At 64.9% G+C, this 13,085-nt stretch carries 13 protein-coding genes; 3 read left to right on the top strand and 10 right to left on the bottom strand.

Annotated features, from left to right (window positions below):
- Genes phnK through phnG form a run of 5 tightly spaced genes read right to left on the bottom strand, consistent with a single transcriptional unit; the run spans window position 1 to window position 3,868 of the window.
- The gene (gene phnK / locus P9272_RS04645) at window positions 1-777 is read right to left on the bottom strand and encodes a phosphonate C-P lyase system protein PhnK (protein WP_128261171.1); all 777 of its coding nucleotides are present in this window, start codon (window positions 775-777) and stop codon (window positions 1-3) included.
- Window positions 774-1,685, bottom strand: a complete 912-nt coding sequence (locus P9272_RS04650; RefSeq protein WP_278159387.1) for an alpha-D-ribose 1-methylphosphonate 5-phosphate C-P-lyase PhnJ — start codon at window positions 1,683-1,685, stop codon at window positions 774-776. The genes phnK and P9272_RS04650 overlap by 4 nt, the downstream gene beginning before the upstream one ends.
- Window positions 1,682-2,794 (bottom strand): carbon-phosphorus lyase complex subunit PhnI, encoded by a 1,113-nt coding sequence (locus P9272_RS04655; RefSeq protein WP_278159389.1) that lies wholly within the window; start codon window positions 2,792-2,794, stop codon window positions 1,682-1,684. The genes P9272_RS04650 and P9272_RS04655 overlap by 4 nt, the downstream gene beginning before the upstream one ends.
- A gap of 1 nt (window position 2,795) precedes the next feature.
- Window positions 2,796-3,407 carry a phosphonate C-P lyase system protein PhnH gene (gene phnH, locus P9272_RS04660; RefSeq protein WP_278159390.1) on the bottom strand — a complete coding sequence of 204 codons (612 nt, stop codon included), beginning with the start codon at window positions 3,405-3,407 and terminating at the stop codon, window positions 2,796-2,798.
- Window positions 3,407-3,868: a phosphonate C-P lyase system protein PhnG gene (gene phnG, locus P9272_RS04665; protein WP_278159392.1), complete on the bottom strand. Its 462-nt coding sequence runs from the start codon at window positions 3,866-3,868 to the stop codon at window positions 3,407-3,409. Before phnG ends, phnH begins: the two co-directional genes overlap by 1 nt.
- Window positions 3,869-4,004: 136 nt before the next feature.
- Here phnG and phnF point away from each other — a divergent pair, with 136 nt between their 5' ends.
- Window positions 4,005-4,742, top strand: a complete 738-nt coding sequence (gene phnF / locus P9272_RS04670; protein WP_278159669.1) for a phosphonate metabolism transcriptional regulator PhnF — start codon at window positions 4,005-4,007, stop codon at window positions 4,740-4,742.
- A 6-nt stretch (window positions 4,743-4,748) separates the two neighbouring features.
- On the opposite strand, the gene P9272_RS04675 is transcribed toward phnF, so the two are convergent.
- From P9272_RS04675 to P9272_RS04695, 5 genes are all read right to left on the bottom strand, one after another.
- Window positions 4,749-5,765: a zinc-binding alcohol dehydrogenase family protein gene (locus P9272_RS04675; RefSeq protein WP_278159394.1), complete on the bottom strand. Its 1,017-nt coding sequence runs from the start codon at window positions 5,763-5,765 to the stop codon at window positions 4,749-4,751.
- A 70-nt stretch (window positions 5,766-5,835) separates the two neighbouring features.
- Complete coding sequence (locus P9272_RS04680) at window positions 5,836-6,801, bottom strand: ABC transporter permease (protein WP_042640741.1); 966 nt, start codon at window positions 6,799-6,801, stop codon at window positions 5,836-5,838.
- Entirely contained in the window at window positions 6,798-8,351 is a 1,554-nt protein-coding gene (locus tag P9272_RS04685; protein WP_128260384.1) for a sugar ABC transporter ATP-binding protein, read from the bottom strand. Before P9272_RS04685 ends, P9272_RS04680 begins: the two co-directional genes overlap by 4 nt.
- Window positions 8,352-8,508: 157 nt before the next feature.
- Entirely contained in the window at window positions 8,509-9,504 is a 996-nt protein-coding gene (locus P9272_RS04690) for an ABC transporter substrate-binding protein (RefSeq protein WP_128260383.1), read from the bottom strand.
- 335 nt (window positions 9,505-9,839) lie between these two features.
- Window positions 9,840-11,345, bottom strand: a complete 1,506-nt coding sequence (locus tag P9272_RS04695) for an altronate dehydratase family protein (RefSeq protein WP_128260382.1) — start codon at window positions 11,343-11,345, stop codon at window positions 9,840-9,842.
- Between the two features lie 258 nt (window positions 11,346-11,603).
- Here P9272_RS04695 and P9272_RS04700 point away from each other — a divergent pair, with 258 nt between their 5' ends.
- Window positions 11,604-12,539: a GntR family transcriptional regulator gene (locus tag P9272_RS04700; protein ID WP_278159401.1), complete on the top strand. Its 936-nt coding sequence runs from the start codon at window positions 11,604-11,606 to the stop codon at window positions 12,537-12,539.
- Window positions 12,540-12,663: 124 nt separating this feature from the next.
- Window positions 12,664-13,011 carry a hypothetical protein gene (locus tag P9272_RS04705; protein ID WP_278159403.1) on the top strand — a complete coding sequence of 116 codons (348 nt, stop codon included), beginning with the start codon at window positions 12,664-12,666 and terminating at the stop codon, window positions 13,009-13,011.
- The last annotated feature ends 74 nt before the right edge of the window (window positions 13,012-13,085 follow it).

Consider the following 13,085-nt stretch of genomic DNA (forward strand, 5'->3'; position numbering starts at 1 on the left):
TCAAACCTGCAAGATCGAAGACACGAGAAGCTGGGTATAAGGCGCGCGCGGATCGTCGAGCACGCGGTCGGTGAGGCCGCTTTCGACGACGCGGCCGTCCTTCATCACCATCATGCGCTGCGACAAAAGACGAGCCACGGCGAGGTCGTGGGTGACGACGATCGCCGCCAGCCCAAGGTCGGTGACCAGCCCGCGCAACAGGTCGAGCAGGCGCGCCTGCACCGAGACATCGAGGCCGCCGGTCGGCTCGTCCATGAAGACGAGCCGCGGCCCGGTCACCAGGTTGCGGGCGATCTGCAGGCGCTGGCGCATGCCGCCGGAAAAGGCGCGGGGCTCGTCGTCGATGCGGTCGTCGTCGATCTCGACGCGCGACAGCCAGTCGACGGCTGTGGCGCGGATCCTGCCGTAATGGCGGTCGCCGACCGCCATCAGCCGCTCGCCGACATTGGCGCCGGCCGACACCGTCATGCGCAGGCCGTCGGCCGGGTTCTGGTGGACGAAACCCCAGTCGGTGCGCATCAGGAAGCGGCGCTCGGCCTCGCTCATGCGGTAGAGCTCGCGCCGCTGGCCATCGCGCATGCGATAGCTGGCGGTGCCGGAGGAGGGCAGCAGCCTGGTCGACAGGCAGTTGAGCAGCGTGGTCTTGCCGGAGCCGGATTCGCCGACCACCGCCAGCACCTCGCCCGGCCAGAGGTCGAAGGTGACATTCTCGCAGCCGACGCGCGAGCCGTAGAATTTCGAAAGCGCTGAAACGCGCAGCAGCGGTTCGTCGGTCATTCGGCCGGCTCCATTTTTCCAGAAGCAGAATGGGTCTCGGGGGCAAGGTGGCCATGATGGCCGTCGGCTTGCCGCTTCTCGCAATGGTCGGTGTCCGAGCAGACGAACATGTGGCCGCCATGGTCGTCGAGGATGACCTCGTCGAGATAGACATTCTCGGCGCCGCAGAGCGCGCAGGGCTGGTCGAAGGTCTGCACCTCGAAGGGGTGATCTTCGAAATCGAGGCTGACGACGTCGGTGAAGGGCGGCACCGCGTAGATGCGCTTCTCTCGGCCGGCGCCGAACAATTGCAAAGCCGGCGAACGATGCATCTTCGGATTGTCGAATTTGGGCGTCGGCGAGGGGTCCATCACATAGCGGCCTTCGACCTTGACCGGATAGGCATAGGTGGTGGCGATGCGGCCGTGCTTGGCGATATCCTCGTAGAGCTTCACATGCATCAGGCCGTATTCCTCCAGCGCATGCATCTTGCGCGTTTCGGTCTCGCGCGGCTCCAAGAAACGCAGCGGCTCGGGGATCGGCACCTGGAAGACCAGCACCTGGCCTGCGTTGAGCGGATGTTCCGGGATGCGGTGGCGGGTCTGGATGATCGTCGCCTTCGCCGTCTCCGTGGTAACGGCGACCTTGGCGACCTTCTTGAAGAAGGCGCGGATCGAGACCGCGTTGGTGGTGTCGTCGGCGCCCTGGTCGATGACTTTCAAGACGTCATCCGGACCGATGATCGACGCGGTGACCTGCACGCCGCCGGTGCCCCAGCCATAAGGCATCGGCATCTCGCGCGAGGCGAAGGGGACCTGGTAGCCGGGGATGGCGATGCCCTTCAGGATGGCGCGGCGGATCATCCGCTTGGTCTGCTCGTCGAGATAGGCGAAGTTGTAGGTGGATATGTCGGTCGATTGCGCGTTCATTCCGCGGCCTCCCTTTTCTCTTCAGCCCTGTCCTCATTCTCCCGCGCCTCGTATTCGGCGCGCATGCGGCGAACGAGGCCGAGTTCGGCCTGGAAGTCGACATAATGCGGCAGCTTCAGATGTTCGACGAAGCCGGTCGCCTGGACATTGTCGGAATGAGAGATGACGAATTCCTCGTCCTGCGCCGCGGCGACAATATCCTCGCCGAGCTCGCCCGCGCGCAGCGCCCGGTCGCATAGCGCCATCGCCATCGCCTTGCGCTCGCTTTGGCCGAAGACCAGGCCGTAGCCGCGGGTGAACTGCGGCGGCGCCTTGGCCGAGCCCTTGAACTGGTTGACCATCTGGCATTCCGTGATGCGGATCGCACCGAGCGGCACCGCGAAGGGCAGCTCCGGCACGTCGAGCTCCAGCTCGACCTCGCCGATGCGGATTTCGCCGACGAAGGGGTGGTTGCGGGCATAGCCGCGCTGCGTCGAATAGCCGAGCGCCAGCAGGAAACCTTCGTCGCCGCGCGACAGCGCCTGCAGGCGGATGTCGCGCGCCATCGGGAACTGCAGCGGCTCGCGGGTGATGTCGCCCGGCACATGGTCCAGTGGCATCTCGCCGTCGGCCTCGATCAGGCCTTCATGGGCGAGGATCGCCGAGACGCGCGGCATGGCCTCCGGCTCGACCGGGCGCTGCGCCGGCGTCTCGACCTCGGCGCCGGCGGCAAGCTCCGGATCGAGCAGGCGGTGGGTGTAGTCGAAGGTCGGGCCGAGCACCTGGCCGCCCGGCAGGTCCTTGTAGGTGGCCGAGATACGACGCTCGACCTGCATGGCGCCGGTATCGGCCGGATTGGTGTACCCGAAGCGCGGCAGCGTGGTGCGGTAGGCGCGCACCAGGAAGATCGCCTCGATCATGTCACCGCGCGCCTGGACGACGGCAAGAGCCGCGAGCTCGCGATCGTAGAGCGAGCCTTCGCTCATCACGCGGTCGACGCCGAGCGCCAGCTGCTCGACGATCTGGTCGAGGCGCAGCGCCGGCACCGAGCGGTCGCCGCGGCGGCGGTCGGCCAGCAGGCGGTGCGCATTGGCAATGGCGGCTTCGCCGCCTTTCACCGCGACATACATGTCACGCCTCCATCGTCTTGATGCGGGTGGTGCGCGGCAGGCAGGCAAGGCTGCCTGGCGCCGCCAGGATGATGTCGACGCCGCGCGGGAAACGCTGATTGTTCTGCTTCCACTGCTCGACGAAATGGCGCGGCATGCCTGGAGGCGCGATCATCGACGTCTTTTCGATCCCCGGACCTTCGAGCAGCAGCGAGGGGCCGGAAGCAAGGTCGTCGACCAGGAGGATCAGCGTTGTGGAGCGGTCGGGATATTCCTGCGTGCCCTGCGCAAAACCGTCGAGCGCCGCCATCTCCTTCGGATTGGCGATCAGGGCAAAATGCGCGTCGGCCGGCGTGTTGGCCAAAGGCGCGCCGGTGTGAAAGCCGACCCAGGCCTTGACCGAGGCTTCCGCCTGCAGCGGCGGATCTAGCCAGACCGGTGTGCCGTTGTCGCAGAGCGAAAGCGCCACGGCGCCTGCCGTCGCCGACAATGGCGCCGGCGGGCGGGCGAGTTGCGGCAGGTTCTGGACGGTGCCTGGGCGCGCAATCGCATCCATGATGGCGCGGAAAACAACTTGCGCGTTGAAGACCGGCTCGGCGAAGCCGCCGTCGATCGATTGCGTGGTGATATCCATCAGTCCTCTCCGCGCACCATGGTGAAGAAATCCACTTTCGTGGCCGCCGTCTCGACGCGCCGCGTCTCTCGCGCTGCGTCGAGCGCCGCGCGCAAGGGCGCGGCGAGCTTTGTCTCGATCGCTTCACGCTGCGCCGGGTCCTGCCAAAGCGCGTCGGCGATCGCGGCGAGCCTCGCCTTGTCCTTGTCGCGCCCGAGCGCATAGGAATGGCCGACCTGGCCCGAAGGCAGCCGCACCGTGGCGCGGGTGACGGTCGCCTCGCCGACATTGAAGGGCGCGCCGCCGCCGCCGATCCGTCCGCGCACCGTCACCAGTCCGGTTTCCGGACCGCGCAAGAGCTCGGCCTCGGAGGGCAGGCCCGACTCGTTCCACAGGCGCGCAATCTCATCAGATTCGGCGTGCGCCAGCGTCGCCATCAAGGCTTTCCGCCCGGCCTGCTCGCGCGCTTCCTGTCCTCGCATGGCGTCGCTCCTTGCATGCGTAAAATTTGTCTATTGATATAGACAATTATACAAATTATACTTATCTCGTAACGGGAGTCCATGACGGGTGGATGACAACCCGGGGGAAAATGCATGAGGGCGATGGGTGACCGGACTGGCGAGCAGCATCGAAAGGCGCAACGGCGTGTCGCTGTGGCGGCAGATCGCCGACAAGATATTGCAGGGGATCGCAAGCGGCGATTTTGCCGAGAATGCGGCGCTGCCGCCCGAAGTCGCGCTGGCGGAACGCTACGGCGTCAACCGCCATACGGTGCGCAGCGCTATAGCCGCGCTAGTGCAGGAAGGCGTGCTCAGGGCCGAGCAGGGGCGCGGCACCTTCGTCCTGTCGCGCAAGCGGCTGTCCTATCCGATCGGCGCGCGCACGCGCTTCTCGACCGGGCTGCAGGGGCAGACGAGCGAGCGGCATATCGCGCTGTTGTCGTCCTCGACGGAGCCGGCCAGCCGACGCATCGCCGAGGCGCTGGGCATCGCCAAGGGCGCGGCCGTCATCCGCCTGGAGACGCGCGGCGAGGCCGATGGTCACGCGGTGTCACGCGCAACCACCTGGTTCGACGCCAAGCGCTTCGCCGGCATCGAGGACGCGATGGCGCAGACGGGGTCGATCACCACCTCGCTGAAGCGCTTCGGCATCAACGATTATCTGCGGCACTCGACTGTGCTGTCGGCGCGGCACGCCGATGCCGACGACCTCGCAGCCCTCGATCTGCAGCCCGGCGCCATCGTGCTGGTCACCGTAGCTGTCAATGTCGCGCTCGACGGTCAGCCGATCCAGTTCGCGGAATCGCGCTTTCCGGCGGAGCGAGTGGAGTTGAGACTGTCGGCCGGCGATTAGCGGCGCTCACCCGACCTCGATCACCGCCTTGATCAGCCCCGACTTCTCATGCGTCCATCTGGCGAGGTCGCGCGGCGTTGCGGCAAGCGTCGTGCGATGGGTGACGAGCTTGCCCAACGGCACTGTGCCGTTGCGGATCGAAGCCGCGACATGCTCGAAATCGGCCTTGAGCGCGTTGCGGCTGCCGACCAGCGTCATCTCGCGCTTGTGGAATTCGGGGTCGGAGAAGGTGATGTCGTCCTTGACGACGCTGACCAGCACCAGCGTGCCGCCGTGCGCGACATGGGCGAAGGCCGACTGCACCGATGCCGTGTTGCCGGTCGCGTCGAAGACGAGGTCAAACCCTTCGCCGCCGGTCGCCTGCCGCCCCAGTTCGGCAGCTGTGGCCTTCGAGGCGTCTAGCACGGCAAAACCGAGTTCCTCTTCGGCGAAGCCGAGGCGCTCGCTGCTCATGTCGAGCAGGCTGACGTCGAGCCCGGCGATGCGGGCGAAGATCGCCGTGCCCAGCCCGATCGGGCCGGCGCCGATGACCAGCGTGCGCTGGCCGGGGAGCCCAAGCGATCGACGCACGGCGTGCGCGCCGATCGCCAGGAATTCCACCGCCGCGGCATCGGCCAGCGAGAGGCCGTTTGTCGGATAAAGGTTCTGCGCCGGCACCAGGATCTCGTCGCACATGGCGCCGTCGCGATGGACGCCCAGCACCTCGATCCTCACGCAGCAATTCGGCTTGCCGTTCCGGCAGGCGATGCATTTGCCGCATGAAAGATAGGGGTTGATGATGACCGGTTCCCCGACGGCAAGATCGACGCCTTCCCCCTTTTCGACGATGGTGCCGGAAACCTCATGGCCCATGATGCGCGGGTAGGCGAGGAAGGGATGCTTGCCTTCGAAGATGTGGTAGTCGGTGCCGCAGATACCGACATGGCTGACGGCGACACGCGCCCAGCCGGGCGGAGGCGCGCCGGGCGCTGCGCGGTCTTCCAGGGCAAGCTCGCCGGGCGAACGGCAGACAACGGCTTTCATATCGCAAATCCAAGGCAAAAGAGCGTCGGCCTCGCTCTAGCGGGGCCGGCGCGGACGTTTCGGGGAGGTGTCATTTGCCGCGACGGCGCAGGCCGTCGAAGTAGACGATGACGATGATCAGTGCTCCGGTGATGACGCGCTGCCAGAAGGTGTTGACGTTGAGCAGGTTGGCGCCGTTGTTGATCGTCGACAGGATGAAGGAGCCGATCAGCGGCCCGTGCACGGAGCCGATGGCGCCGAACAGCGAGGTGCCGCCGATGACCGACGAGGCGATGGCCTGCAGCTCGTAGGTGTCGCCCTGTGTCGGGTTGCCGATGCCGATGCGCGAGGCGAGCAGCACCCCGACGAAGGCGGCGAGCAGGCCGGACAGGATGTAGGCCATGAAGATTGTGCGCGGCACGTTGACGCCGGACAGGCGTGCGGCCTCGGCGTTGGAGCCGACCGAGAACAGATAGCGGCCCCAGCGCGTGTGGTGGAGGAAGATGTAGGACGGTATGGCGACCAGGATCACCATCCAGAACAGATAGGGGATGCCGAACAGCGAGCCGCGCGAGAAGGCCTGGAAAGGATCGCTGTTGATCGAGATCGAGTTGCCGTTGGTCATCAGAAGGCCGATGCCGCGCAGCGAGGTCATGGTGGCCAGTGTGATGATGAAGGGCGGCAGGCCCATCTTGACGATGCCGAAGCCGTGGAAGAGGCCGATGGCGACGCCGACCAGCAAGGTGATCAGCACCGCCGCCCAGATCGGCCAGCCGGCATTGATCAGAAGCGCCACCACAACGGTGGTGAAGCCGACCACGGCGCCGACCGACAGGTCGATGCCGCCGGTGATGATGACGAAGGTCTGGCCGACGGCGAGGATCGCGATCAGCGAGCCCTGGCGCAGAAGATTGGTGATGTTCAGCGCCGTGGCGAAGGAGGGCGTGGCGACAGCCAGCACGATCCACATCAGCAGCAGAAGGCCAAGCAGGGTCAGGCCGAAGAGCGCGTTGAAATTGCGCTTGGGTTTTTCGGCGGGGATCGCCTCGGTGCTCATTTTTGTCCTCCCGTCTTTTCTTGTTTCTCGGCCAGTGCCTGCCCCAGAATGTCCTCGTGGCTCGCGGTGCGGAACCCATGCGTGGCGACCAGCTTGCCGCGCCGGAACACATGCAGCGTGTCGGCAAGCTCGTAGACTTCCGGCAGATAGGACGAGATCAGGATGATGCCCGCCCCCTTCGACAACAGCGTCGAGAACAGGCGGTAGATCTCGGCCTTGGTGCCGACATCGACGCCCACCGTCGGCTCATCGAAGATGAACAGCTTGGCGCCATGCGCCAGCCATTTGCCGATCACGATCTTCTGCTGGTTGCCGCCTGAGAGGCTGGAGGCGAGCGCTCTACGTGTCGGCGTCTTGATGCGCAGGTCGGCGATCTGGCGATCGGCCTCGGCTTTCTCCATGGCTCCCGAGATCAGCGCGTTGTTTGAGATGCGCTTGTAGATCGGCAGGTTGAGGTTCATGCCAACCGACAGGTTGAGACACAGGCCCTGATCACGACGGCTCTCCGGCGCCAGCGCCATGCCGAGCTTGATCGCGTCGTGCTCGGAGTTGACCTGGACCTCCTTGCCCTCCCACAGGATCTGGCCGGCCGATTTCTTATGACGGCCGTAAAGCGTGGTGACGAACTCGCTGCGCCCTGCGCCGATCAGGCCGTAGAGACCGACGATCTCGCCGGCGCGGACCGTCACCGAGACATTCTCGAAGCCTTTGCCGGAGAGGTTCTTCGTCTCGACGATCGTTGCCCCCGGCGTGAAATGCTCCTTGTGATAGATCTGCTCGATCGAGCGGTTGATCATCAGCTTGACCAGCTCGGGCTCGTCGGTCTCGGCGATGTTGCGGGTGCCGACCAAAGTGCCGTCGCGCAGCACGGAAACGCGGTCGGCAAGCTCGAACACTTCCTCCATGCGGTGGCTGATGTATATGATGGTAACGCCTTCGCCCTTCAGCCGGCGGATCAGCTTGAAAAGCTGGTCGGCCTCCTTGCGGGTGAGGTAGGCGGTCGGCTCGTCGAAGATCAGGAACTTCGTGCCGCGAACGGTAGCTCTAGCTGCGGCGATCAGCTGCTGCTGGCCGATGGTTAGGTCGCCGAGCACGACATGCGCCGGCAGGTCGAAGCCCAGCCCGTCGATGATCTTCTGCGCATCCTTGACCATCGCGCGCTGCTGCAGGAGGCCGAAGCGGGATTCCTCCTCGCCGAGGAACATGTTGGCGGCGACCGTGAGATGGCGGCAGAGCACCACCTCCTGGTGGACGGCGTTGATGCCCAGCGCCATCGCCTCATGCGGCGTGGCCAGAGCCACCGGCTTGCCTTCCCAGATCACCTCGCCCGAGGTGCGCGGCATAACGCCGGTCAAGAGTTTTATCAGGGTCGATTTGCCGGCGCCGTTCTCGCCGACGATGGCGTGGATCTCGCCCGCCTTGAAGGCGAGGTGCACCGGCTTCAGCGCATGCGTGCCGGGGTAGCGCTTTTCCAGCCCTTTGAGCTCGAGGATCGTCCTTCCCGGCTGCAGTGTGGGGGCGGGGTGCAGTTCCTGCGCCGTCGACGTCATGACAATCCTCCCAGATTGGTCTCAACCATTGGGTACGCAGCGATGCGTCTGCCGCGCATCTTGAAGTCAGAACCTAGATCAGGACCGGCAATTTCCAAATGGCCTGACGAATGTTTCCGGGGCGCGAGGCCCCGGAAACGAGTGTGACGACGCTTGCTCAGTTGAGCTTCGGGTTGAGCAGCGCGTCGATCTTGGGATCCTTCATGTTAGCCTTGGTGACGAGGTTGGCACCGGTGTCGACATTGGCCTCCACCTTCTCGCCCTTCGACGCGGCCAGAGCGGTCTTGATGCCGTCATAGCCCATCCGGTACGGGTCCTGGACGACGAGGCCGGAGATGACGCCATCGTTGAGGAACTTGATCAGCTTCTCGTCGCTGTCGAAGCCGATCAGCGCCACCTTGCCGCCAAGATTGTTTTCGGCGATGGCCTGGCCGACGCCCTGCGCCATGATCAGGTTCGAGGCGAAGATGCCCTTGAGGTCCGGATTGGCGGTGATCAGGTCGGTGGCGATGTTGAGACCGGTGGTGGCCTGACCGTCGGCATATTTGTCGGCGACGAGCTGAAGGCCCGGATATTTGGCCTTGATCTGTTCGATGAAGCCCTGCTTGCGCTGCTCGAGCGAGCCGGCGCCGGGAAGCGCGGTGATCAGCGCGACCTTGCCTTCCACCTTGCCACCATTGGCGGCGCCGATCGCGGCGGCGAGACCGTCAGCCGCGACGCGGCCACCCTGGACGTTGTCGGTGGTCAGGAAGGAGGTGAAGGCCTTGGAGTCGGCGCCGGAATCGATGCCGATGACCTTGACCTTGGAAGCGGCCTCATCAATCGGTTTGCCGAGCGCCTTGAACTCGGTCGGCGAGATGACGATCGCCGCCGGGTTGCTGGCGACGGCGTTTTCGAGGATCGAAATCTGGCCGTTGACGTCGGTTTCGGCTTGGGCGCCGAGCTCGGGCACCTTGATGCCGAGGTCCTTACCGGCCTTGCGGGCGCCAGCCAGCACGATCTGCCAGTAGAAGGAGGTGGTGTCCTTGACGATGATCGGAATGGTCACGTCGGCCGCCGCGGCGGGCGCGGAATGCATCGCGCCGGCAAGCATCGACGCCGCGGCCAAGGCCACGAAAGCGCGGCGGTTGAGAAGGCTGGTCACAAATTTCATTAGGTTCCTCCCTAAGGTCGCCTGGTGAAGGTTCGGAAGCTCCATCTGGACAGGCGCGGGCCAAACAGAACTTTATCAATAAAAAACAGATGCCATTTTTTGATAGAGCATTGCCATGGCCGATGCAAGCGGTCTCTGGTGCCGTTTGTGTGATGCGGGCGAGGGCCTTTTCTGCCCTACCGGCTCGCCTCGGCGGCACATAGATGCTTCCCGTTCCTCCCGTTGGCATGGAACGATAATTCCATCTCTCTGTCAACGTGGAATATTCATTCCTTCGCAAGGTCGCACGTGGGAAGGCCGGGTTGCTGGCCTCCGTCGCAATATTGACTTGCGGACTAAAGCGTTGCGCCGAGATGCCAGGGCACGAATTCGTTGTCGCCGTAGCCGAAGGCCTCGCTCTTGGTCTTGCGGCCGGACGCCGTCTCGATGATCAGCTCGAAGATCTCGCGGCCCATGCCGGCAATGGTCTTCTCGCCCGAGGCGATGACGCCGCAATTGACGTCCATGTCCTCCTCCATCCGGTGGTACATGGTCGAGTTGGTCGCGACCTTGATCGAAGGTGTCGGCCGGCAGCCGAAGCAGGAGCCGCGGCCGGTGGTGAAAACGATGACATTGGCGCCGCCCGCCACCTGGCCTGTCGCCGAGACCGGGTCGTAGCCGGGCGTGTCCATGAACACGAGGCCGTGGCCCGAAACCTTCTCGGCATAGCCGAAGACGCCATTCAACGGCGTCTGGCCGCCCTTGGCGACGGCGCCCAGCGATTTTTCAAGGATGGTGGTCAGGCCGCCGCGCTTGTTGCCGGGCGAGGGGTTGTTGTCGATCGAGGCACCGTGCTTGGCGGTATGCTCCTCCCACCACTTCACAAAGCCGTCGAGCTTGGCGGCGATCTCCGGCGAGGCGGCGCGATAGGCGAGCAGGTGCTCGGCGCCGTAGATCTCGGTCGTTTCCGACAAGATGCCGATGCCGCCGACTCCGGCCAGGATGTCGACAGCGGCGCCGAGTGCCGGGTTGGCGGTGATGCCCGACATGCCGTCCGAGCCGCCGCATTGCAGGCCGACGACGATCTCGCTGACCGGGATGGGCTCGCGCTTGAGGTGGCCGACCTCCTCGGCGATCTCGGTGAGCACGCCCATCGCCTTCTCGACCGATTTGCGCGAGCCGCCGGCGTCCTGGATGTTGAAATGACGTTTTCCCGCCGCGACACCCTTCTGGCCATAGAGAGTGAGCTGGTTGACCTCGCAGCCGAGCCCGACCATCATCACGCCGCCGAAATTCGGATGGCGGGCATAACCCGCAAGCGTGCGGTGCAGAACCATCATGCCGTCACCGGTGCCGCTCATACCGCAGCCCTGCCCATGGACGATCGGCACGAAACCGTCGATGCCGGGATATTTCGGCAGAATCGTCCGGTTGGCCTCGTCGGCAATGGCGTGGCAGACGGTGGCCGAACAATTGACGCTGGCAATGATGCCGATGAAGTTGCGCGTGCCGGCGCGCCCGTCGGCGCGCCGGTAGCCCATGAAGGTGCGCTTGCGGTCGGCTTCGGTGGCGTGCTCGGCCTCGCTCGGTGGCACCACCGGCAGGCGGCCGCTCTCGAAGACCAGATTGTGCGAATGGACGTGCTCGCCGGGCGCTATATCCTGCGTGGCGCGGCCGATCGCCTGCGCGTATTTCACAACTGCTTCACCCGCCGCGATCGGCCTGATCGCAACCTTGTGGCCAGGCTCGATCACCGCGATCGCGGTGGCGCCGCCCGGCAGCGCGGTGCCAATCTCGATGTGGCCATTGGCAACCGCGACATTGTCGGCGGGGGAAAGAAGAATGGTGTTTGCAGGGTTCACGAGCGGCTGTCCTGGGTCATCCTGGGAATGCGGGCGGATTGACATGCGCCCATTTGAAGGTAATGTCTTTTATCGTGAAAAAACATTTTTGCGTCAATTGTTTTTTCATCAGCGGCGGCCGGCGCCCTTTGTTCGATGCGCGACCGCCCCGTTTGGCAAGCCGGCGAAAAGCGATTCCGCTTTTCGGGGCCGTGCCTTAGGAGACACCAGTCATATCGCGCTTTCGGCCGTCCGTCGCAAGCGCTGGGGGATACAGGCATGTCGAAGAGCAACAACGTCTACAAGGACGCGTTCAACCGCTGCCTGCGGCTGCTCGACGAGACCCAAAGCCTGCCGTCCGAGCCGGAACTGGGCACGCTTCTCGGTGTCAGCCGCACCACGGTGCGCAGCATCCTTTCGCGCATGGAAGAGACCGGGCTGATCGCCTGGAACAAGCGCAACAAGACAGTGCTCAGGGGGCCGCGGCCGGAGGATTTCTTCCCCGAGGAAGAGACAGACTCACTGGCCGAGATCATCGAGCGCTCCTTCATGCGCAGGCTGCTTGCCGGCGGCGCCGAGGCCGGCATGCAGATCAACGAGCTGGAGCTGGCGCGCGAGATCGGGGTGGGCACCACCAGCGTGCGCGAGTTCCTGATCCGCTTCTCGCGCTTCGGGCTGATCGAGAAGCGGCGCAACAGCCACTGGGTGCTGAAGGGTTTCACGCGCGCCTTCGCGCTGGAGCTGACCGAGATCCGCGAGATGTTTGAGCTGCGCTCGGCTGCTGCCTTCGCCGCGCTGCCGGAAGACAGCGCGGTGTGGGCCGATCTCGACCGGCTGGAAATCGATCATCGCCGGCTTGCCAGCGACATCGCCACCCGCTTCAACGAGTTCTCCGAGCTGGACGAGCGTTTCCACCGGCTGATCCATCGCGCCTCGCACAACCGCTTCATCGTCGACTTCTATGACGTGATCGCGATGATCTTCCACTACCATTATCAGTGGAACAAGGCCGAGGAGCGCCAGCGCAACGAAGTCGCGGTGCAGGAGCATCTCGCCTATATCGCGGCGCTCAAATCACGCGATCCCGGCAAGGTGGACGCCGCCTGCCGCAAGCACCTGAAGTCGGCGCGCCAGACGCTGCTGAGCTCGATACCTGAAGGACGCCAGGCGCAGCCCGCCGACGGTACGTTATCGGGCACATTTGCCCGGGCATGAACGGGTATCGCGCCGCGTTGCCGCAGCACGGTTTTGCCGATTTTCCGGCCGCATTCCCCGTGCTAGGGTCCGTCAGGTTTCCGGGAGAGGCTTTCCGTTGCATATCCGGCTGAGACGATGGAGCATGCCGGCCGCGTTCGTCGCGGCGCTGCTCCTGTTGCTTCAGTCGTCGCTCGGCGCCTTCGCCTTTGGCGCGCCGTCGCAGCTCGATGCGTTCGGCAACGTCATCTGCACGCATGAAGGGGCCGTAAAACTCCCCGGCGGCGATCCGCACCAGCAGCAAATGCCGGCCTGCTGCTCGCTCGGCTGCAGCATGGTTTCGCCGGTGCATCTGCCACCGCCGGAGGCGAATGCGCTTCACACGGCGACAGCGTTCGAGACCGTCGCTTTTGCAGTCCCTGCCTTCCAGCACTTGGACTTCACCCGCGATCGCTCGCCGGCCAATCCGCGCGCGCCACCGGCAATCGGCTGATCCGCGGAACCTTCCGCGAGCCCGTTCATCCAAAGATCAAACTGTTCGTGGCCGCGAAGCGGCGCGATCCTCAT

The organism is Mesorhizobium sp. WSM4976 (assembly GCF_029625685.1).
GTDB lineage: Bacteria > Pseudomonadota > Alphaproteobacteria > Rhizobiales > Rhizobiaceae > Mesorhizobium.